The sequence below is a fragment of the Allobosea sp. 10L422 genome, from assembly GCF_056395345.1.
Genome location: NZ_JBFTJI010000011.1, coordinates 1 through 21,789 on the forward strand (window position 1 = coordinate 1; position 21,789 = coordinate 21,789).

Sequence of the window (21,789 nt, forward strand, 5' to 3'; positions counted from 1 at the left end):
ACGCGCGAGCCGCTCGGCATCATCGGCATGATCACGCCGTGGAACTTCCCGATCGCGATCCCCGCCTGGAAGATCGCGCCGGCGCTCGCCTGGGGCAATTGCGTGGTCCTGAAGCCGGCCGATCTTGTGCCCGGCTCGGCCTGGGCGCTCGTCGACATCCTCCAGCGCGCCGGCCTGCCGAAGGGCGCGCTCAACCTCGTCATGGGCCGCGGCTCGGTCGTCGGCCAGGCGCTGCTGGAGCACAAGGACGTCACCGCCATTTCCTTCACCGGCTCGGTCGCGACCGGCCGCAAGGTCGCGGCTGCCTGCATCGCCTCCAATCCGATGAAGAAGGTCCAGCTCGAGATGGGTGGCAAGAACCCGCTCGTCGTGCTGGACGATGCCGACCTCAAGACGGCGGTGGAAGTCGCGGTCAACGGTGCCTTCTTCTCCACCGGCCAGCGCTGCACGGCCTCCTCGCGCCTCATCGTCCAGGCCGGCATCCACGACAAGTTTGTCGAGGCCTGCATCGAGCGGCTGAAGGGCGTGGTCGTCGACGACGCCCTGAAGAGCGGCACCCATATCGGCCCGGTGGTCGACCAGGGCCAGCTCGACCAGGACCTGAAATACATCCAGATCGCCAAGGACGAGGGCGGCAAGCTGGTCTTCGGCGGTGAATTGCTGAAGCGCGAGACCCCCGGCTTCTATCTGCAGCCGGCGCTCTTCACCGAGACGACCAACGCCATGCGCATTTCGCGCGAGGAGGTCTTCGGCCCGGTCGCCAACATCGTCCGCGTCAAGGATTATGACGAGGCGCTTGCGGTGGCCAACGACACCGAGTTCGGCCTCTCCTCCGGCATCTGCACGACCTCGCTGAAGCATGCGACGCATTTCAAGCGCAACAGCGAGGCCGGTATGGTGATGGTCAACCTGCCGACGGCGGGCGTCGACTATCACGTGCCGTTCGGCGGCCGGAAGGGCTCCAGCTACGGCCCGCGCGAGCAGGGCGCCTACGCCAAGGAGTTCTACACCACGGTCAAGACGGCCTATACGCTGGCTTGATCGGTTTTTCAGGCGGAAAAGAGAGGGCCGCGCCGCATGGCGCGGCCCTTTTCGTCAGAAGCCTTCCAGCACGATCTTGCCCTTGGCGCGGTTGCTCTCGATCAGGGCCTGTGCGCGCTTGAGGTTTGCCGCGTTGATCGTGCCGAAATGCTCCGCGAACGTCGTGCGGATCGTGCCGGCATCGACGAGGCGCGACACTTCCGTCAGGAGCTTGCCCTGCTCGGCGATGTCGGCGGTCTGGAAGACCGGGCGGGTGAACATCATCTCCCAGTGCAGCGACAGGCTCTTGCGCTTCAGCGGGTTGGCGTCGAGCGTCTTGGGGTCGTCGATCAGGCCCAGCCGGCCCTGCGGCGCCAGAAGCTCGACGATGCCCGCAAGATGCGTGTCGGTATGCGTCGTCGAGAAGACGAAGGCGGGCGCGCCGATGCCGAGCGCGGCGATCTGTTCCGGCAAGGGCTTCGTGTGATCGACGACATGGTGGGCGCCGAGCTGCTTAGCCCAGGCCTGCGTCTCGGGCCGCGAGGCCGTCGCGATCACGGTGATGTCGGTCAGGCGGCGCGCAAGCTGGATCGCGATGGAGCCCACTCCGCCTGCGCCGCCGATGACGAGCAACGCAAATGCCGCGCCCGGCACTGGCTTGCGGATGTCGAGCCGGTCGAACAGCATTTCCCAGGCTGTGATCGAGGTGAGCGGCAGGGCCGCTGCCTCCGCAAAGCTCAGCGTCGCCGGCTTGGGGCCGACGATGCGCTCATCGACGAGATGGAGTTCGGCATTCGAACCGGGCCGATCGATTGCGCCGGCATAGAATACGGCATCGCCCGGCCTGAAGCCCTTCACCTCCGGCCCGACCGCTTTGACGATGCCCGCGGCGTCCCAACCGAGCACATTCGCCTGTCCATCCGTCGGCTGGCTGCGGACGCGGACCTTCGTGTCGACCGGGTTGACCGAGACGGCTTTGACCTCGACCAGCAGATCGCGCCCGGCGGCCACAGGTTCGGGCAATTCCAGATCGATCAGGCTGGTCTCGGCGGCGATGGGTTGTGACTGGCGGTATCCGACGGCGCGCATGGCGTCTCTCCTGCATTGCGATGGAGGTGAAATGCGCATAACTGTCGCATGGCACAAGAACGCACAATTTTAGCTCATAGTGTCGAAAAGGGTACCGTGATGCCGCCGCGTTTCAAGGAGCCGTATTCCTCTGCCGCTTGTCCGGTCGAGGCCACGCTGGGGCTGATCGGTGGCAAGTGGAAAGGGATCGCCCTCTATCACCTGATGGGCGGAACGCTGCGCTTCAGCGAGATCCGCAGGCGGGTTCCCGGCGTGACGCAGCGCATGCTCACGACCCAGCTCCGGGAGCTGGAGGTGGATGGGCTGATCGTCCGCGTCGTCTATCCCGAGGTGCCGCCACGCGTCGAATATAGCCTCTCGGCCAAGGGGCGCACGCTGGAGCCGGTGATCGTGGCACTGAAGGCGTGGGGCGAGGCGCATGCCTGCTCCTCGCAGCCTCGAACGGCGGTGGCCGCGGCGTGAGCGTTCAGCCGACCGGGATGACGTCCACGGCAACGCCGATCTTCTGCGAGCCGGGGCCGATCACCACGCCGTCGAGAGGGGCCACATCGGCATAGTCCCGGCCGATGGCGGTGACGATATGGTCGTCGGCGACGATCAGATCATTGGTCGGGTCGAGGCCGACCCAGCCTGTCTCCGGGCCGCACCAGAGCAACACCCAGGCATGGCTGGCGTCGGACCCTTCGAGGCGTTTTTCGCCGGGCGGCGGGATGGTTCGGATGTAGCCGCTGACATAGGCGGCCGGTAGGCCGAGGCCCCGCAAACCACCGATCATGATATGGGCGAAGTCCTGGCAGACGCCGTGGCGCTGGGCGAAGGCCTCGGCGATGGGCGTGCTGACCTCCGTCGCCTCCGGATCATAGGAGAAGTCGCGCCGGATGCGTGCCATCAGCTCGCTGGCGGCTTCGAGCACCGGTCGCCGCGCGCCAAAGCTCTCGGCCGCATAGGCGATCACCGCCGCAACGGGGGGAACGAGCCGGCTCGGATAGAGGTGATGCGCCGGCGAATCCGGGGCCAGGCTGTTCGATGCCAGCGCGAGCTGCGCGACCTCCTCCCAGTTGCGGGTCAGCCCGGCATGGGGCGGGGCCTGCCGATGCACTTCGATCCGGGCGCGCATCTCCACCTTCAGCTCGCGATGCGGCTTGGTGATCGTGACCGTGGTCATCCGGTTGCCGAAGAAGCATATGCCGTCGCTGCGCTCGGCCGGCCGCGGCGAGATCGAGAGCTCGGCCTTCCGCACGATCTGACCGGGGCCGTCATGCGGCAGGAGTCGCAGGATGCAGCGGGAAAACGGGACCTGGCGGCTGTAGCCGTAGGTGGTGACGTGGCGCAGCTCGTAGATCACGCGATGCCCGTCATCCGCGAGCCTTCGGGGCCGCTGTTCTGGAGGAAATAGCGGTCGGCGATCGCGCTGGAGACGCCCATCAGCAATTGCTCGAACAGCAGGATGCTGGTGCGGTCGAGCCGGCTCGCTTCGGTCGTGCGGCAATCGGCGGCGAGCCGCAGCACCAGCCGGCGCGGCGCTTCCAGCATGCCGTCGTCGGAGAGCGCGGGCAGGGCGGCGATCTCGGCATCGAGCCGTTCGATCTGGAAGGCGACGGAGCGGGGATTGTAGGGGTCGAGCATCACCAGATCGAGCACCGGCTGCAGGCTCGCGCCGAGCAGGTAGCGCGAGCGATAGGTGATCTGCGAATCCGTCAGGTCGAGCAGGGTGTCGAGGCTGTCACCGGAGGCATTGCTGTCGGCGAATTGCCGGGCGAAGCGGCAGGTCACGATGCCACGCTCTAGGCGCCGGCCGATATCGAGGAAGCGCCAGCCCGCGCCGCGCACCATGTTCTCCTGGCTGAGGCCGGAGAAGGCGGCGAGCGTCTTCAGCGCCCGGTCGGCGCTCTCATAGGTCTCGCCTTCGCTGTGCTTGCGGCCTTCCTCGGGGAGAAGCTGGCGCTGCAGATCGCCGAACAGCCTCCAGGCATCGACCGAAAGGCGCTCGCGGATCACCGAGGCGGTTCGCCGGGCCTCCCGGACCGAAGCGGCGGCCGAACCATAGTCGTCGAGGCTGAAGAGCGCAGCGCGTGCTTGTGCAGCCGGGTCCTTGTGTCCCGCACCGCTCGGGGCGGCTCCCCAGGCGACGAGCATGCCCGCCAGTTGGCGGACGGTCTCGCCGTGGCCCGGCGCCGGATCGGGATCGATCAGCCGGCCGAGCAGGGCCCGCACCAGCCGCAACGTGGCCTCGCCACGCTCCAGATAGCGGCCGAGCCAGAACAGATTGTCGGCGGCGCGGCTCGGCAGCGTGCCGGTCACCCGCCGGATGCTGGTGCGGTCGGGTGTCGGCAGCAGGCTGATCTGCGCCACCGGCTCCTCCGAGGTGATCCAGACATCGCTGGAGCGCACGCCGTTGCGCAGGCTGACTGCGCGCGCATCGGGCTCGTCGGAGATGCGGCAGAAGCCGCCGGGCATCACCTTCCAGCCATCGGGTGTCGCCGCGGCGAAAACACGCAGCGTCATCGGATGGGGTTCGAGGCGCCCGTTCTGGAAGACCGGCATGGTCGAGAGCCGCACCACCTCCTGCCCGACATAGTCCATGCCGCGTGCCTGGATACGCCGGCGCAGCGCCTTCCGCTCGGCCTCGGGCAATTCGGCGGCCACGATGGGCGCCGTATCGAGCCCGCCGCCGGCGCTGCGGAAGGCGGGCGCCACGCTCATCTCGTCGAACCGATCGAGCACCGCCTGGCGCTCCGGCTGCTGGCCGCACCACCAGGTCGCGACATTCGGCAGGATCAGCTCCCCGCCCGTGAGTTGCTCGGCTAAAGCCGGCATGAAGCCCATGAGAGCGCGTGACTCGACCACGCCGGAGCCCAGCCCATTCGCGACATGAACATGGCCTTGGCGGACGGCCTCGACCAGCCCGGCCACACCCAGCGCCGAGCCGGCATTGAGTTCGAGCGGGTCGGCGAAGTCGCCGTCGATACGCCGCCAGATCACGTCGGCGCGCTTCAGCCCGGCGATGGTGCGCACATGGACGCGGCCCTCCCGCATCAGAAGGTCGCCGCCCTCGACCAGCAGGAAGCCGAGATAGCGCGCGAGATAGGCCTGCTCGAAATAGCTCTCGTTGAGCGGGCCGGGGGTGAGCAGGCAGATGCGCGGCTCGACACGCCTGGAGCGCGCAACGAGCCCGGCGCGGAAGCTCTGGAAGAAGGGCGCGAGCCGCTCGATGTTCATGCTGCGGAACATGTCCGGGAAGGCGCGGGCGAGCGCCAGCCGGTTCTCCAGCGCATAGCCGGTGCCGGACGGCGCCTGCGCCCGATCCTGCAGCACCCACCACCGCCCGTCCGGCCCGCGGCCGAGATCGGCGGCGTAGAGCTGGAGCGCGCCGCCGCCGGGCGCGCCATGGAGGGGCCTCAGATAGTCCGGGCTGCCGGTGACGATCGCAGCCGGGAGAAGCCCTTTCGCGATCAGCTCGCCCGGCCCGTAGAGGTCGTCGAGCAATGTCGACAGGATCTCGGCGCGCTGCGTGATGCCTGCCGCGATGACCTGCCACTCCGCCTCGGGAATGACGAGCGGCACATGCGACAGCGGCCACGCGCGCTCGCCGAAGCCCGGATCATTCGCATCGACGTCGCCATGGACGCGATAGGACACGCCGGTGTCGCGGACATGCCGGTCGGCCAGCCCGAAGCGCTGCGACAGCTCGGCCGGCGTCAGCGCGCACCATTCCGACAGGAACGGCTCCCAATGCGGTCTGACCTCACCGGTCTCGTCGATGAATTCGTCGAAGGCGCCGGACAGCGGCCGATAGCCGGCGAGAAGGGCAGCGCGTCGGTCTGCCCTGCTGCGTCCCGTCCGGGTGCGGCCCTGCACTGCCATTCGCTCTGTCAGACCCCCACGCGCTTCCGTTCGACTGATCCCAGTCGAACGGAGATGATTCGCGCCAATATGACTACCGCCTCAGATCCAGCGTGAGCGGAAATTCGGCGCTGCGCTCTTCCGGCGGAATCGCCAGAGCGCCGGGACTATGACCGATCGCTTCGAAGCGCGCGAGCCGTCTTGCTTCGGCTTCATAGGAATTGACCGGGGGTGTCTCGTAATTGCGACCGCCCGGATGCGCGACATGGTAGACGCAGCCGCCAAGCGAGCGTCCGGCCCAGCTATCGACGATGTCGAAGGTGAGCGGCGCATGCACCGGGATCGTCGGGTGAAGGCCCGAGGCCGGCTGCCAGGCCTTGAAGCGCACGGCCGCGATCGCCTCGCCGGAGGCGCCTGTCTCGGTCATCGGTAGCCGCCTGCCATTGCAGGTGATCAGATGACGCCCCGGAACGAATCCCCTCGCCTTCACCTGCAGACGTTCCACCGAGGAATCGACATAGCGCACCGTGCCGCCGATCGCGCCTTCCTCGCCCAGCACATGCCAGGGCTCCAACGCTTGCCGGATCTCGATCTCGACGCCGCCATGCGCGACTTTGCCGAAGAAGGGGAAGCGGAACTCGGCCTGCGCCTCGAACCAGACCGGGTCGAAGGCATAGCCGGCGCGCTTCAGGTCCGCGAGCACCTCGCGGAAATCCTGCCAGACCAGCTCCGGCAGCATGAAGCGGTCGTGCAGCGCGGTGCCCCAGCGCACCAGCTTGCCATCCAGCGGCTCGCGCCAGAACCAGGCGATCAGCGCCCTCAGCAGCAATTGCTGCGCCAGAGACATTCGCGAATCCGGCGGCATCTCGAAGCCGCGGAACTCCAGCAGCCCGAGCCGTCCGGTCGGCCCGTCCGGCGAATAGAGCTTGTCGATGCAGATTTCGGTGCGATGCGTGTTGCCGGAGACATCGACCAGCAGGTTGCGGAACAGCCGGTCGACCAGCCAGAGCGGGATCGGTGCCTCACCCGGTTTCGGCACCTGCGCCAGTGCGATCTCAAGCTCGTAGAGCTGGTCCTGCCGGGCTTCGTCGATGCGCGGCGCCTGGCTGGTCGGGCCGATGAACAGCCCGGAGAACAGGTAGGACAGGGCCGGGTGCCGATTCCAGTAGAGCACGATGCTCTTCAATAGGTCCGGCCGGCGCAGGAAGGGTGAATCAGCTGGCGTCACGCCGCCGAGCACGACATGGTTGCCGCCGCCCGTGCCGGTGTGGCGTCCGTCGACCATGAATTTCTCGGCGCAAAGCCGCGCCTGCCGCGCCTCCTCGTAGACGCCCCGCGTGATCGCCACTGCCTCGCGCCAATCGGTGGCCGGGTGGATGTTGACCTCGATCACGCCGGGGTCGGGCGTGACCTTGATGACATCGAGGCGCGGGTCGAAGGGCGGCGCATAGCCCTCGATATGCACGGGCAGGCCTGTCTCCTCGGCCGCCGTCTCGATCGAGGCGACGAGGTCGAGATAATCCTCCAGCCGCTCGACTGGCGGCAGGAACACGCAAAGCACATTGTCGCGGATCTCGAGGCTGAGCGCGGTGCGCACATGCTCGCCGCCGATCTCCTGCTCGGTGCGCTGCTGGGCTGTACCTGCCACGCCGGGATCGGCCTGGACGGACATTTGTGGCGGCGCTGCGAAGCTGGTCGGGGCCACCGGCGCCGGTGGGCTTCCGGCGCCCGGCGCCGGCGCGGCCTGCGAGACGCCGGCCGGCGGCAGCGGACCACGCGGCTCCGTCGGGTCTTGCGGATGGATATGCGGGTATTCGGCTTTCGGGACTTCGGGGAGGGAGCCGAGCGGCAGTCGATAACCGACCGGCGAGTCGCCCGGCACGAGGAAGAGCTTGCCGCGCCGCAGCCGCCATTTCTCCGAGCGCCAGCGCCGGTCGTTCGCGGCCGCCTGCCAGCGCTGAACCGGGATGACGAAGCCGCGGGGATGGCCGAGACCGAGCTGGAAGACCTGCGCCATCCGCGCCCGCTCCTCGGGATCGGCGAGGCGTGAATCGAGCGGGTCGACATTGTCGGGAAGCTGCGCCTCCTTCAGCAGCCAGTGGCCGGTATCCTCATAGGCCGGGATGACATAGTCGGCGCCGAGGCCGAGATTTTCCGAAAGCTCCCTCGCCAACGCCTCGGCATCCTGGACGGCGGCGCCGGCTTCGAGCTCCCGGTCGCCGCCGGTCCTGGCACCGGGCTCGCGGGCGATGAGGTCGGGGTTGCGCCAGATCGGCTGCCCGTCCCGGCGCCAGTAGAGCGCGAAGGCCCAGCGCGGCAGGCTCTCGCCCGGATACCATTTGCCCTGGCCGTAATGCAGCATCCCTCCGGGCGCGAAGCGCTCGCGCAGGCGCCGGATCAATGCGTCGGCGCGCTCGCGCTTGGTTGGTCCGACCGCGGCGATGTTCCACTCGGCTCCGGTCTGATCGTCGATCGAGACGAAGGTCGGCTCGCCGCCCATGGTGAGCCGAACGTCCTGCGCCTGCAGATCGGCCTCGACCTTCTCGCCGAGCGCGTCCAGCGCCTGCCAGGATTCGTCGGAGAAGGGCAGGGTGATGCGTGGCACCTCGTGCACCCGCGCCACGCTCATCCGGAAGTCGAAGGTCGTCTCGGCATAGCTCGCCACGCCCGAGACCGGCGCGGCCGAGCGGTAATGCGCCGTCGCCGCCAGCGGCAGGTGGCCCTCTCCGGTGAGAAGCCCGGAGGTCGGGTCAAGGCCAACCCAGCCCGCGCCGGGAATATAGACCTCGGCCCAGGCGTGAAGGTCGGTGAAGTCCTTGTCGGTGCCGCGGGGGCCCTCCAGCGGGTCGACGTCGGCCTTCATCTGGATCAGATAGCCGGAGACGAAGCGGGTCGCGAGGCCGAGATGCCTGAACGCCTGGACCAGCAGCCAGCTCGTGTCGCGGCAGGAGCCGGAACGGATCTGGAGCGTGTGCTCCGGTTCCTGCACGCCCGGCTCCATGCGGATGCCATAGGCAATCATCCGCTGCAGCCGTGCGTTGACGTCGACGATGAAGGTGACGGTGTTGACCGGCTCCTTCGGCAATTCGGCGAGGAAGGCTTCGAGTAGCGGCCCGGCCGGCTCCGTCACCAGATAGGGCGCAAGCTCCGCGCGCTGCTCCGGCGTGTAGGCGAAGGGAAAGGTCTCTGCCTCCGCCTCGACGAAGAAGTCGAAGGGATTGATCACCGACAGCTCGGTGACGACGTCGACCTCGATGCGGAATTCCGTGACGGGCTCCGGGAAGACGAAGCGCGCCAGCCAGTTGCCGGCCGGGTCCTGCTGCCAGTTCACGAAATGCTGGGCCGGCGTCACCTTCAGCGAATAGCTGTTGATCGCCGCCCGGCAATGCGGCGCCGGCCGCAGGCGGATGATCTGCGGCCCGAGCGTGACCGGGCGATCATAGGAATAATGGGTGACGTGGTTCAGCGCGGCGATGATGGCCAAGGTTCGGCTCCCCCGGGACGCTGGCAAAGGCGGCAGACCGCCCACCGAGACAGGTTAGCGAGCCGGATCGCATGCGCAAGGCGCCCGGTGGACAGGGTGGCGGCAGGCCGGAGAACCTCTGCCCAAGAGATGTGCATAATGGCGAGCGGATGGACTGCGCTCGGCTGGACAGCCGAGCCCGACTGGTTGCAGATAGCCGGCAAGGAGCCATCGATGGCTCCAGAGACACGAACAACGGGGAAATCGATGCGTCACGTAGCCAAGTTGATGGCGGCTTCGGCCTTTGCGGCCTTGATGTCGACGACGGTCGCCTTCGCGCAGACGCCGAAGGATACGGTCGTCATGGCCAAGCAGATCGACGACATCATCACGCTCGATCCGGCCGAGGCTTTCGAATTCTCCGGCGTGGAGGTCGTCGCGAATGTCTATGACAAGCTGATCAACGTCGATATCGCCAACAACAATGCGCTGGTGCCGGATCTCGCCGAGAGCTGGACCGTCAGCCCCGACAGCCTGACCTACACCTTCAAGCTGCGCAAAGGCGTCAAGTTCCACTCCGGCAACCCGCTGACCGCGGCTGACGTGGTCTACTCCGTCCAGCGCGCGGTCACGCTGAACAAGTCGCCGGGCTTCATCCTGCGCCAGTTCGGCTTCGTCGCCGAGAACGTGCTCGATAAGGTCAAGGCTCTCGACGAGAACACCGTCCAGATCACCGTCTCCAAGCCCTTCGCGCCGACCTTCTTCTACAACTGCCTGACCTCCGGCGTGGCTTCGATCGTCGATTCCAAGCTGGTCAAGGCCAATGAGAAGGACGGCGACTGGGGCAACGCCTGGCTGAAACTCAATTCCGCCGGATCCGGCGCCTACAAGGTCCGCGCCTACCGCCCGAATGAGCAGTACACGCTCGACGCCAACGAGAGCTGGTACAAGGGCGCGCCGAAGAGCAAGCGCATTGTCGTGCGCCATGTCGCCGAGCCGGCTTCGCAGCGTCTGCTCGTCGAGAAGGGCGACGCCGATATCGCCCGCAACCTCTCCAAGGATCAGCTCGCTGCGGTCAAGAGCAACGACGCGATCAAGATCGTCCAGGGCGACAAGGGATACATCCTCTATCTCGGCCTGAACCAGAAGAACCCGAACCTAGCCAAGCCCGAGGTGCGCGAAGCGCTGAAGCTGCTGGTCGATTACGCCTCGATCGAGAAAAACATCCTCGAAGGCACCTACAGGGGCCACGAATCCTTCCTGCCGCAGGGGTTCCTGGGCGCGATCTCGGACAAGCCCTACCAGCTGAACCTCGCCAAGGCGAAGGAACTGCTCGCCAAGGCCGGTCTGGCCAACGGCTTCACCGTCACCATGGACACCCGTTCGGTTGCGCCGATCACCGATATCGCCCAGGCGATCCAGGCGACTTGGGCCCAGGCCGGCGTCAAGCTCGAGATCATCCCGGGCGACGGCAAGCAGACCCTGACCAAGTACCGCGCCCGCACCCACGACATCTATATCGGCCAGTGGGGCCCGGACTATCTCGACCCGCACACCAATGCCGAGACCTTCGCCATCAACGAGGACAATGGCGAGGAGGCGAAGTCGAAGACGCTGGCCTGGCGCAATGCCTGGGATATCCCGGACATGACCAAGATCACGCAGGGCGCGGTGCTGGAAGCTGACGCGGCCAAGCGCAAGGCGACCTATGAAACGCTGCAGCGCGAGCATCAGAAGGTCTCGCCCTTCGTCATCATGTTCCAGCAGATCGAGGTCTCGGCCGAGCGCAAGAACGTGAACGGCTGGGTCATCGGCCCGAGCTCGGACACCAATTTCTACGCGACCATCGTCAAGAACTAAGTTCCGTGACGCAGGAGACCCGCCCTGGCCCTCGGCCTCGGCGGGTCTTTGCGTTCCCGTAGAATACGCTGCCGGCGTGACCCGCCCGGCCAGGAGAGACCGTTGCTCATGACGATCAGGAACGGAGGCGAGGCATGACGGCCGTGACGCAGGCGCCAGCCCGCAAGAGCGCCTCGCCGGGAAGGCTGGGCCGTTGGGGCCGCGCGCTCTCGCGCGAGCTGACGACCGTGGTCATCACCATGTTCGGCCTGCTGCTCGTCACCTTCTTCATCGCCCGGGTCATCCCGATCGATCCGGTGCTCGCCGTCGTCGGCGACAATGCCCGTCCCGAGACCTATGAGGCGGCGCGCATCGAGCTCGGCCTCGACAAGCCGCTCTGGCAGCAATTCGCGATCTATATCGGCAAGGTCTTCACCGGAAATCTCGGCACCTCCGTGCTGACCTCCAACCCCGTTACCGAGGATATCAAGCGCGTTTTCCCGGCGACGCTGGAACTTGCCACGCTCGGCACGTTGATCGGCGTCCTCATCGGCGTTCCGCTCGGCATCCTCGCCGCCGTCAACCAGGGCCGCTGGCAGGATCAGGTTGCCCGCGTCGTCGGTCTCGTCGGCTATTCCGTGCCGGTCTTCTGGATCGGCCTGATGGCGCTGCTGCTGTTCTACGCCAAGCTCGGCTGGGTTTCCGGGCCGGGCCGCATCTCCGTGGTCTGGCAGGATATCGTCACCACCCGCACAGGCGTCATCATGATCGACGCGGCGCTCGAAGGCGAATGGGAAGCCTTCTGGGACGCATTCTCGCACCTGATCCTGCCGGCGCTCGTCCTCGGCCTGCTGTCGGTCGCCTATATCAGCCGCATGACCCGCAGCTTCATGATCAGCGAGCTGCAGCAGCAATACGTCATCGCGGCCCGCGTGAAGGGTGTCTCGGAAACCGCCGTGATCTGGCGCCACGCCCTGCGCAACGCCGCGGTGCCGCTCTTCACCGTGATCGCGCTCTCCTACATGCACCTGCTCGAAGGCTCGGTGCTGACCGAGACGATCTTCGCCTGGCCGGGGCTCGGCCGCTATCTCACCAACGCGCTGCTCAACGCCGACATGAACGCTGTGCTTGGCGGCACGCTGGTGGTCGGCGTCGTCTTCATCGCGGTCAACCTGCTGACCGACATCATCGGCCGGTTGGCCGATCCGCGTGTGCGCTGAGGAGGCGGATATGAGCGACACTTCCTCCGCCGGCCTGCATGCTTGGCTGATCAGCGATTCGCCGGCATCGCGCCGCCAGGCCCGCCTCGGCCAGCTCTACCGGCAATGGCTCGCCTTCAGGCGCAATCCGATGGCAGTGGCGGGCCTCGCCATCATCGTCCTGCTGCTGCTGCTGGCCGCCTTCGCGCCGCTGATCGCACCGTTCGACCCGCTTGCGCAGGCACTCGACAAGCGGCTGCTGCCGCCGTCCGCGACCAACTGGTTCGGCACCGACGCGCTCGGGCGCGACATCTTCAGCCGCATCGTCTACGGCACGCGCATCACGCTGGTCATCGTGCTGCTGGTCGTGGTGACGGTCGGTCCCTTCGGCCTGCTGATCGGCGCAGTCTCCGGCTATTTCGGCGGCTGGGTCGACCGGTTGCTGATGCGCATCACCGACGTTTTCCTCGCCTTCCCGCGCCTTGTGCTGGCGCTGGCCTTCGTCGCGGCGCTCGGCCCCGGCATCGTCAACGCGATCATCGCCATCGCGATCACAACCTGGCCGCCCTATGCGCGCGTCGCCCGCGCCGAGACCATGGTGATCCGCAACCAGGATTACATCGAGGCGATGCGCCTGCAGGGCGCCTCGCGCGCCCGCATCATCTGGAAGCATGTCGTGCCGATGTGCATGCCKTCSCTGATCGTGCGSWCCACYYTCGACATGGCCGGCATCATCCTGACSGCKGCSGGGCTCGGCTTCCTSGGYCTCGGCGCGCAGCCGCCGATSCCGGAATGGGGCGCGATGATCTCCGCTGGCCGCGAGCAGATCTTCGACCAATGGTGGGTCGCGACCTTCCCGGGCCTCGCGATCTGTGTTGTCGCGCTCGGCTTCAATCTGCTCGGCGACGGGCTCCGCGACGTCATGGATGCGAGGTAACGTCATGACGAGCGAGCAGCCTCTTCTCGAGGTCGACAATCTCAAGGTCGACTTCCACACGCCGACCGGCATCGTCCGGGCCGTGCGTGGCCTTTCCTTCAAGCTGGGGCGCGAGCGCCTCGGCATCGTGGGCGAGTCCGGCTCCGGCAAGTCGATGACCGGCCGGGCGATCCTCGATCTCATTCCACACCCCGGCGTCGTCAGTGCCGATGGCATGCGCTTCCGCGGCCAGGACCTGACGGCGATGGACAAGGGCATCAGGCGCAAGCTGCGCGGCCGCCACATCTCCATGGTGATGCAGGACCCGAAATTCTCGCTGAACCCGGTCCAGACCGTCGGCAGCCAGATCGCCGAGGCCTATCGCATCCACCGCAAGGCCGGTTCTCGCGAGGCGCGGGAGCGCAGCCTCGCCATGCTGGAATCCGTGCAGATCCGCGATCCCGCTCGCGTCTACGACCTCTATCCGCACGAGGTTTCGGGCGGCATGGGCCAGCGCGTGATGATCGCGATGATGCTGATCGCCGAGCCCGAGATCCTGATCGCCGATGAGCCGACCTCGGCACTCGACGTCACCGTGCAACTCCAGATCCTGAAGATCCTCGACGATCTCGTGACCGAGCGCGGCATGGGGCTGATTTTCATCAGCCATGACCTGCATCTCGTGCAGTCCTTCTGCGACCGGGTCATCGTTATGTATGGCGGCAAGGTCATGGAGACGCTGCCGGCGGCCGAGCTTGCCGACGCCTCCACGCGCAGCCGCCGCCATCCCTATACGCTCGGCCTGCTCGAATGCCTGCCGGACCTCGACCATCCCCGGGCGAAGCTCTCCACCCTCAACCGCGACCCGGCCTGGCTGGCATGACAAACGCTGCGATCTCCGTCGACAAGCTCAACGTGTCCTTCGGCGACTCCCATGTCGTGAAGGACCTTTCATTCGAGGTGCGCAAGGGCGAGAGCTACGGCCTCGTCGGCGAGTCCGGTTCCGGTAAATCGACCGTGCTGCGCGTGCTCTCGGGCCTCAATCGCGACTGGAGCGGTTCGGCCACGATCGAAGGCGCCGTGCAGCCCAAGGTCCGGGACAAGGCCTTCTACCGCCATGTCCAGATGGTCTTCCAGGACCCCTACGGCTCGCTTCACCCGAAAAAGACCGTGGACGACACGCTGGCCGAGCCGTTGGCGATCCACGGTGCCCGTGATGCCGAAGCGCGCATCGGCAAGGCCCTCTCCGATGTCGGCCTGCCGGCCTCCTTCCGCTTCCGTTATCCGCATCAGCTTTCGGGCGGCCAGCGCCAGCGCGTCGCCATCGCCCGCGCTCTGGTGCTCGAACCCTCGATCCTGTTGTTGGACGAGCCGACCTCGGCGCTCGACGTCTCCATTCAGGCCGAGGTGCTCAATCTGCTCGCTGCGCTCAGGCAGGAGCGCAAGCTGACCTACATCCTCGTCAGCCACGATCTCGCCGTCGTCGGACATATGTGCGAGCGGCTGCTCGTCATGCAGTTCGGCCGCGCCGTCGAGGAAATGACCGTCGGGACGCTTGCCGCGCGTCAGCCGCAGACGGCCTACGCCAAGCAATTGCTGGCGGCGAGCGCGGGCTTCCGCCGCGCGGGCTGAGCAGCGAGGGGATCGGCCCTGCGCCGTTCCCTCTTTGCAGCACGGCAAAACCGTCTCACTCTAGTCGCAGCCTTGCGTTAGCTGCTTCGCGTCCGGATCGAAGCTTGGCCGGACTGCAAGGCTTCGCGCCGGTCCAGCGAACCGGCACCGCCTGACGGAGTTACAGGACTTATGGACGCCATCGTCGACAACCCGCTTCGGCCCGAGAGCATTCCCGAGCGGACACCGGTCCCGCCCTTCGATCTCGTGATCTTCGGCGCCGGCGGCGATCTCGCTTTGCGCAAGCTTTTCCCGGCTCTCGCCCAGCGCAATCGCGAGGGCGTACTACCCGGCGAAAGCCGCATCTTCGCCGTCGTCCGCAAGGAGGAGGATGTCGAAGGGCTGCCCAAGCAAATCGCAAAGCGGCTCCATGAGGAGGGAATTCCGAAAGAGCAGGTCGAACCATTCCTGCGCCGGTTGACGATGGTCATGCTCGATGCGGTCCAGCCCGAGACCTACAAGGCCTTGAAGCAGGCGCTGGGCGAGAGCGAGCGCGTGCGCTCCTTCTATCTCTCGACCCCGCCTGACCTCTTTATCCCGATCTGCGAGAACCTCGCCAAGGCGGACATTCTGACGCCGACCTCGCGTGTCATCCTGGAGAAGCCGCTCGGCCGCGATCTCGCCTCGGCGCGGCAGATCAACGATGCCGTCGCGCGCATCCTGCCGGAAAGCCGCACCTACCGGATCGACCATTATCTCGGCAAGGAGACGGTGCAGAACCTGCTCGTCCTGCGCTTCGCCAACACGCTGTTCGAACGCTCTTGGTCGAGCCGGGACATCGACCATGTCCAGATCACCGTAGCCGAGACCGTGGGGCTGGAGCAGCGCGCCGGCTATTACGACAAGGCCGGGCATATGCGCGACATGGTGCAGAACCATCTCATGCAATTGCTGACCCTCTTCGCCATCGAGCCACCGAACATGCTGGAGTCCGGGGCGGTTCGCGAGGAGAAGATCAAGGTGCTGAAGGCGCTGCGCCCCATCGTAGGCCCGGACGTCCAGCGCTACACCGTGCGCGGCCAGTACGGGCCGGGCCAGATCGACGGCCAGCGCGTCCGCGGCTATGCCGAAGAACTCGGCCACGGCTCGAACACCGAGACCTTCGTCGCCATTCGCTGCGAAGTCGATAATTGGCGCTGGGCCGGCGTGCCGATCTATCTGCGCACAGGCAAGCGCATGGCGCAGCGCTATTCCGAGATCGCCGTCACCTTCAAGCCGGTGCCGCATTCGATCTTCGGCAACGGCAGCTGCGACAGGCTCGATGCCAACCGCCTCTTCATCCGCCTGCAGCCGAACGACGGCGTCCAGCTCCAGCTGATGATGAAGGTGCCGGGCTCAGGGCGTCTCAAGATCGTGCCGCGCCAGCTCGACCTGCGTTATTCCACCGCCTTCGACGAGCGCACGCCGGATGCCTATGAGCGCCTGCTGACCGATGTGATCCGCGGCGACCAGACTCTGTTCATGCACCGCGACGAGGTCGAGCAGGCCTGGGCCTGGGTCGATCCGATCATTGCCGGCTGGCAGGACTACTATCCGCATCCGCATCGCTACGCCGCGGGCTCCTGGGGGCCGTCGCAGGCGATCGGCCTGATCGAGCGCGACGGCCGCTCCTGGGCCGATCCGGATTTCGTCTGATGGCGGCCGGCCCGCTCGCTTGGCACCGATTCGCGACGCTGGCCGATGCCTCGGAGGCCTTGGCCGAGACCGTCGCGGTGCGGCTGGCGCAAGTGCTCGCCGAGAAGGGCCGGGCGCTGCTCGCCGTGCCCGGCGGCACGACGCCGGCACGCTTTCTCGCGGCGCTCGGACAGCACGATCTCCCATGGAATGATGTCACGTTGCTGCCGACCGACGAGCGCTTCGTCGCGGCCGATGACGAGGCATCGAACGAGCGCATGATCCGTGCGCAATTCGCACCGCTTGCGGACGGACGCGCCGAGTTCCTCTCTTTCCATGGACGTGGCAGCGACATCGAGGCGGCCGCGGCCCTGCTATGCGCGGAGCTGGCAGCACTTCCGCCGCTCGATCTGCTGGTCAGCGGGATGGGAGCGGATGGGCATATCGCTTCACTCTTCCCCGGCGCCGAAGCCACCTTCGATGCCGTGCCGGACAGCGGCATCGTCGTGGCCCGCCCGCCGGGTTTGCCGCCCCGGCTGTCGCTTTCGCCAGTGCGCCTCCGCGGTGCAGGTTGGGCGAGCCTGCTCGTTTCCGGGGGCGCCAAGGAAGCGGTGCTGAAGGAGGAGGCCGCCCGCAAGGCGCCGCTGCCGGTCGATATGCTGCTTGGCCGGGAGCAGGGGCTCGACGTCTACTGGGCGAAGGAGTAGAGCCCGGTCATCCGTTCAAATCGATTGAAAGATGAAGCCATGGACGAGACTGCCGCCATTGCCCGGTTGAAGAGCTGCGGCGTGATCCCCGTCGTCGTGATCGAGGATGCCTCGCGGGCCGTCGATCTCGCCCATGCGCTGGTCGCCGGCGGCATCGATGTGGTCGAGGTCACGCTGCGCCGCCCGGCCGCGATGGAGGCGCTCGCTGCCATCGCGAAGTCGGTCCCGAAAGCGCTGCCCGTCGCCGGCACGGTCGTCACGCCCGCGCAGGCCGCGCAGGTCAAGGATGCCGGCGCGCAGGCCGTGGTCAGCCCCGGCTTCAGCGAGAGCGTCGATGAAGCCCTGCGCAAGGTGGACCTGCCGTGGCTGCCGGGTGTCGCCACTGCTTCCGATTGCATGCGCGCCGTTGCGGCAGGCCGCACCACCGCCAAGTTCTTCCCGGCAGAGCAGGCCGGCGGCCCACCGGCCCTGAAGGCGCTTTCCGGCCCGTTTCCGCAGATGAGCTTCTGCCCGACCGGCGGCGTCGGCCTCAAGAACCTTGGCGACTATCTCGCTCTGCCGCAGGTAATCTGCGTCGGCGGCTCCTGGCTCGTGCCGGCCGATGCGATCGCAGCCGGCGACTGGAACCGCATCACCACCTTGGCGCGCGAGGCGAAGGAAGCCTTCCTGAAGGCACGGGCCTGACCCGGCCGCACACGCGTAGGCCGTGCGTCATTCTCGGGCGGAGCGAAGCGCAAACCCGAGAAGTTCCGGCAGGATGCGGCGCTGGAGTCTCTTTCGGCACGAGATGCTCGGGCCAAGCCCGAGCATGACGCGACCTACGCCAGCTTCTCCCGCACCATCTCCGCGATCGCCAGCGAGCTCGTCAGCCCCGGGCTTTCGATGCCGAGCAGATTGACGAGGTCCGGTACGCCATGAAACTCGGGACCGTCGATGCGGAAATCCGGCATCGGTTCGGTCGGCCCATGCAGCTTCGGCCGGATGCCGGCATAGTCGGCGACGAGCGCACCGTCCGGCAGTGCAGGCCAATAGGTCCGGATCGCAGCGTAGAACTTCTCCGCCCGCTTGGGATCGACGACGAGATCCTGGTCGTTTTCTACCCACTCGACATCGGGACCGAACTTGACCCGCCCGCCCATGTCGATGGTGGCGTGGATGCCGAGGCCGGCAGCTTCCGGCACCGGGTAGACAAGATGCTTGAAGGGTTGCTTGCCGGTCAGGGCGAAGTAGTTGCCCTTGGCATAGTGTTGGACCGGCACATGCTCGGCCGGAAAGCCTTCGAGCAGGCCCAGCAGCTTCGGTGCACCATGTCCCGCTGAATTGATGACGGTGCGCGCGGTATAGGTCGCCGGATCGGCGCCGCCGAAATCGACGCTGAAGCCTTCCGCCTCGCGCCGCCAGCCGGTGATCGGCGTGTTGAGCGCGAGCGAACCGCCGGCCGCCTCGCACTCGCCAAGCAGCGAGAGCATCAGCGCATGGCTGTCGACCACACCGGTCTCGGGTGAGAGCAGGGCGATCTCGCAGCGCACCTCCGGCTCCATCGCTTTCGCATCAGTGCCGGAGAGCCAGCGCAGCGAATTGACGCCGGACGCCTGCGCGCGGGCCATGATCGTCTCCAGGGCCGGCTTCTGGGCCTCGGAAGTGGCGACGATCAGCTTGCCGCAGGCTTTGTGCGGCAGGCCACGCTCTTGCAGGTAGCGGTAGAGTTTGCTGCGGCCCGCGACGCAGACGCGGGCCTTCAGCGAGCCGGGGGGATAATAGATTCCAGCATGGATGACCTCGGAATTGCGTGCCGAGGTCTGGGTGCCGATGCCCTCGGCAGCCTCGGCGATGACGACCTCGCGCCCGGCCAGCGCCAGCTCGCGGGCAACCGCGAGGCCGACGACGCCGGCCCCGATCACAAGGCAATCGATGTCGCTCATCTTCGGTCGTCAGGCCGCGCGCTGCGGCATGGCGATCTCGATCAGGCTCGTCCAGTAGTTCACGCCGACCGGGATCGCCGCGTCGTTGAACTCATAGGCCGGGTGATGCAGGCCCGCCGAGTCGCCGTTGCCGATATTGATGAAGGCACCCGGGCGTTCCTCCAGCATATAGGAGAAGTCCTCCGAGCCCATGGTTGGCGGGATGTCGGTCTTGATCGCGTCGGTGCCGAAGATCTCCTTGGTCACGCTGGTGACGAAGTCGGTCTGGCCGGCATGGTTGAAGGTGACGGGATAGCCGAGATGGTATTCCAGCTCGTACTTCATGCCGAAAGCCTTCATCACGCCGTCGACGATCTCGGTGATGCGCTTCTGCGCGAGCTCGCGGATCTTCGGCGTCAGCGTGCGGACCGAGCCCTTGATCTCGGCCGTCTGCGGAATGACGTTGAAAGCCTCGCCGGCATTGAGCGCGGTCACGGAGACGACGATCGACTCGAGCGGGTCGGCATTGCGCGAGGCGACCGTCTGCAGGGCGCTGACCAGCGCGCAGGAGGCGACGATCGGGTCGTTGACGTTGTGCGGCGCCGCCGCATGTCCGCCCTTGCCTTCGATCTTGATGTGGATGCGGTCGGCGGCGGCCATGGCCGGCCCCTTTGCGATTTCGAAGCGGCCGACCGGGATGCCCGGCTTGTTGTGCATGCCGTAGACTTCCTGGATGCCGAAGCGGGTGATGAGCCCGTCATCGATCATCGCCTTGGCGCCGGCGCCGCCCTCTTCGGCGGGCTGGAAGATCAGCACGGCAGTGCCGTCGAAGTCGCGGGTCTGGGTCAGGTACTTCGCGGCGCCGAGCAGCATGGCGGTGTGCCCGTCATGGCCGCAGGCATGCATCTTGCCGGGGATGGTCGAGCGATGCTCGAGATTGGTCTCCTCATGGATCGGCAGCGCGTCCATGTCGGCGCGCATGGCGATCACCTTGCCGGAATCCTGGTTCTTGCCCTTGATGACGCCGACGACGCCGGTCTGGCCGATGCCCGTCACCACCTCGTCGACGCCCCATTCCTTCAGTTTTTCGGCCACGAGACCCGCGGTCCGGTGAACGTCGTACATCAACTCGGGGTGGCGATGGATGTCGCGGCGGATCGCGGCGATTTCGGGGGTCAGCGCCGCAATGAGGTCGGTCTTGGGCATCGTATCCTCTGAGATGCATGGGGCGACCGCGCAGAAAGCGGGTGCCGTCCGGCACGCTAGCCCAGCCCAGGCCTCCCTGTCCAAGCCGGCAGCGCGCAGGGGGCGGGCTTTGGCGGAATGGCGAGATGCCTTCTGGAAGATAATCGTCCGCCGGCAAACGGGCGGGAGCGATCTTGGTTACGGCCGCGAAATACTCCGGAAAGGCCCAAGCCATGATTTGGCCTTCCTTGACGAATAGCTCAGGCATCCTTCGCTCTGGCCATCGAGAATATCTGGCCTGATCCTTCCAAATTTCCCCTTACATGTCTGGTAGATGATGCGTCGCTTGTCGTTGCTTGCGTTTGTTTTTGGTTTCTTGCCTTCGGTCGCTCTGGCTGACATTGCTCCCGAGAAAATCTCCTTTCAGCCGCAGGTCAAGGGTCTGGGCTGTCTGAAGCCCGAGACGAAGGCGATGATCGCCGAACTCGTCGCGAAGATCGGTCCCATCCAGATCACCTCGACCTGTGGTGGCCGTCATGCGCGGAACTCGCAGCACTACAGCGGCAGGGCGGTCGACTTCCGGCCGCTGGCGGCCTCGGCGCGCAAGGCTGCGGCAGCGGCACGCTCGCTCGCCAATGTCGGCGGCGTCGGCACTTATTCGAACGGCCTCGTCCACGCCGATGTCGGCGCGCTCGAGATCTCCTGGCACGGCCACAAGCGCAGCCGCTACGCTTACGCCAGCAAGCGCAGCCGCTATGCCAGGGTCGCGCGCAACAGCAACTGATGGCGCTTTCCGGCGTCCTCAGCGGGCGGTGACGTCGAGCGCATGCCGATAGACCAGATCGTTTGGATCGGGTCTGTCGGCGAGCGTATCGCGCACCGCTCCAAGCCGTTCCGCCACCGCGATCGATGTGGCGTTGCCAAGCGCGACATAGCTCACCAAGCTGGAAAGCTTCAGCTTCCGTGTCGCCCAATCCCGCAAGGCACGGGCAGCTTCGGTGGCATAGCCATGCCCTTCATGGCCGGCATAGAGCAGCCAGCCAGCCGAGTTCCTTCTCCGGGAAGAGCGGGCCGTCATTGATGCCGACCTGCCCGATGCAGGCACCGGTCAGTCTGAGCTCGATCATCACCGCGCCGTGCCCGAACAGCGACCAACAGGCGATGTCGTGGCAGAACATGCCCCAGGCCTGCCGCGTCGCGTAGGGGCCGCCCATTCCCGTGGAGCGAGACGACGCCAGAAACGCGGCATAGGCGGGAAAATCCGCTTCGGCCATCGGCCTCAGCGTCAGGCGCTGCGTCTGCAGCGTTGGAACGGGATGGTGGCTCATGCGAGGCTTCTAGA

17 protein-coding genes and 1 pseudogene are annotated in these 21,789 nt (G+C 66.7%); 11 read left to right on the forward strand and 7 right to left on the reverse strand.

The genetic code is table 11. The features are described from left to right. Positions 1-1,041: aldehyde dehydrogenase family protein (locus tag AC1DEZ_RS19850; RefSeq protein WP_476780551.1), on the forward strand; the 1,041-nt coding region annotated here is incomplete at its 5' end. Between the two features lie 54 nt (positions 1,042-1,095). Here the strand turns inward: AC1DEZ_RS19850 and AC1DEZ_RS19855 are convergent. Next, positions 1,096-2,109, reverse strand: a complete 1,014-nt coding sequence (locus AC1DEZ_RS19855; RefSeq protein ID WP_441510812.1) for a zinc-binding alcohol dehydrogenase family protein — start codon at positions 2,107-2,109, stop codon at positions 1,096-1,098. Positions 2,110-2,208: 99 nt separating this feature from the next. Between AC1DEZ_RS19855 and AC1DEZ_RS19860 the strand changes: the two genes are divergently transcribed. Next, positions 2,209-2,571 carry a winged helix-turn-helix transcriptional regulator gene (locus tag AC1DEZ_RS19860; protein WP_441510813.1) on the forward strand — a complete coding sequence of 121 codons (363 nt, stop codon included), beginning with the start codon at positions 2,209-2,211 and terminating at the stop codon, positions 2,569-2,571. A 4-nt stretch (positions 2,572-2,575) separates the two neighbouring features. On the opposite strand, the gene AC1DEZ_RS19865 is transcribed toward AC1DEZ_RS19860, so the two are convergent. The 3 genes from AC1DEZ_RS19865 to AC1DEZ_RS19875 all read right to left on the reverse strand — a co-directional run bounded on the left by AC1DEZ_RS19865 (position 2,576) and on the right by AC1DEZ_RS19875 (position 9,436). Then, the gene (locus AC1DEZ_RS19865; protein WP_441510814.1) at positions 2,576-3,454 is read right to left on the reverse strand and encodes a transglutaminase family protein; all 879 of its coding nucleotides are present in this window, start codon (positions 3,452-3,454) and stop codon (positions 2,576-2,578) included. Continuing rightward, on the reverse strand, positions 3,451-5,973 hold the full coding sequence (locus AC1DEZ_RS19870; protein ID WP_476780552.1) for a circularly permuted type 2 ATP-grasp protein: 2,523 nt from the start codon (positions 5,971-5,973) through the stop codon (positions 3,451-3,453). The genes AC1DEZ_RS19865 and AC1DEZ_RS19870 overlap by 4 nt, the downstream gene beginning before the upstream one ends. 73 nt (positions 5,974-6,046) lie before the next feature. Beyond that, positions 6,047-9,436 (reverse strand): transglutaminase family protein, encoded by a 3,390-nt coding sequence (locus tag AC1DEZ_RS19875; RefSeq protein ID WP_441510816.1) that lies wholly within the window; start codon positions 9,434-9,436, stop codon positions 6,047-6,049. 246 nt (positions 9,437-9,682) lie between these two features. Here AC1DEZ_RS19875 and AC1DEZ_RS19880 point away from each other — a divergent pair, with 246 nt between their 5' ends. From AC1DEZ_RS19880 to eda, 8 genes are all read left to right on the forward strand, one after another. Next, entirely contained in the window at positions 9,683-11,275 is a 1,593-nt protein-coding gene (locus tag AC1DEZ_RS19880) for an ABC transporter substrate-binding protein (RefSeq protein ID WP_441510817.1), read from the forward strand. 134 nt (positions 11,276-11,409) lie between these two features. Next, on the forward strand, positions 11,410-12,474 hold the full coding sequence (locus tag AC1DEZ_RS19885) for an ABC transporter permease (protein WP_441510818.1): 1,065 nt from the start codon (positions 11,410-11,412) through the stop codon (positions 12,472-12,474). A gap of 10 nt (positions 12,475-12,484) precedes the next feature. Beyond that, positions 12,485-13,390 (forward strand): nickel transporter permease, encoded by a 906-nt coding sequence (gene nikC / locus AC1DEZ_RS19890; protein ID WP_476780553.1) that lies wholly within the window; start codon positions 12,485-12,487, stop codon positions 13,388-13,390. 4 nt (positions 13,391-13,394) lie between these two features. After that, a complete protein-coding gene (locus tag AC1DEZ_RS19895; protein WP_441510820.1) occupies positions 13,395-14,252 on the forward strand; it encodes an ABC transporter ATP-binding protein in 858 nt (285 codons plus the stop codon). Continuing rightward, complete coding sequence (locus tag AC1DEZ_RS19900; protein WP_441510821.1) at positions 14,249-15,001, forward strand: ABC transporter ATP-binding protein; 753 nt, start codon at positions 14,249-14,251, stop codon at positions 14,999-15,001. The genes AC1DEZ_RS19895 and AC1DEZ_RS19900 overlap by 4 nt, the downstream gene beginning before the upstream one ends. Positions 15,002-15,172: 171 nt before the next feature. After that, entirely contained in the window at positions 15,173-16,675 is a 1,503-nt protein-coding gene (gene zwf, locus AC1DEZ_RS19905) for a glucose-6-phosphate dehydrogenase (protein ID WP_441510822.1), read from the forward strand. Continuing rightward, positions 16,675-17,361, forward strand: a complete 687-nt coding sequence (locus AC1DEZ_RS19910) for a 6-phosphogluconolactonase (protein WP_441510823.1) — start codon at positions 16,675-16,677, stop codon at positions 17,359-17,361. Before zwf ends, AC1DEZ_RS19910 begins: the two co-directional genes overlap by 1 nt. Before the next feature lie 39 nt (positions 17,362-17,400). Then, positions 17,401-18,045 carry a bifunctional 4-hydroxy-2-oxoglutarate aldolase/2-dehydro-3-deoxy-phosphogluconate aldolase gene (gene eda / locus AC1DEZ_RS19915; RefSeq protein ID WP_476780554.1) on the forward strand — a complete coding sequence of 215 codons (645 nt, stop codon included), beginning with the start codon at positions 17,401-17,403 and terminating at the stop codon, positions 18,043-18,045. A gap of 134 nt (positions 18,046-18,179) precedes the next feature. On the opposite strand, the gene AC1DEZ_RS19920 is transcribed toward eda, so the two are convergent. Next, entirely contained in the window at positions 18,180-19,283 is a 1,104-nt protein-coding gene (locus tag AC1DEZ_RS19920; protein WP_441510825.1) for an NAD(P)/FAD-dependent oxidoreductase, read from the reverse strand. A 9-nt stretch (positions 19,284-19,292) separates the two neighbouring features. Continuing rightward, the gene (locus AC1DEZ_RS19925; protein ID WP_441510826.1) at positions 19,293-20,468 is read right to left on the reverse strand and encodes a M20 aminoacylase family protein; all 1,176 of its coding nucleotides are present in this window, start codon (positions 20,466-20,468) and stop codon (positions 19,293-19,295) included. 451 nt (positions 20,469-20,919) lie between these two features. Here AC1DEZ_RS19925 and AC1DEZ_RS19930 point away from each other — a divergent pair, with 451 nt between their 5' ends. Further along, positions 20,920-21,231 carry a peptidoglycan L,D-endopeptidase MepK gene (locus AC1DEZ_RS19930; RefSeq protein WP_441510827.1) on the forward strand — a complete coding sequence of 104 codons (312 nt, stop codon included), beginning with the start codon at positions 20,920-20,922 and terminating at the stop codon, positions 21,229-21,231. A gap of 18 nt (positions 21,232-21,249) precedes the next feature. Here AC1DEZ_RS19930 and AC1DEZ_RS19935 read toward each other — a convergent pair. Further along, positions 21,250-21,775 (reverse strand): annotated as a pseudogene (locus AC1DEZ_RS19935) (GNAT family N-acetyltransferase). Positions 21,776-21,789: the final 14 nt, after the last annotated feature.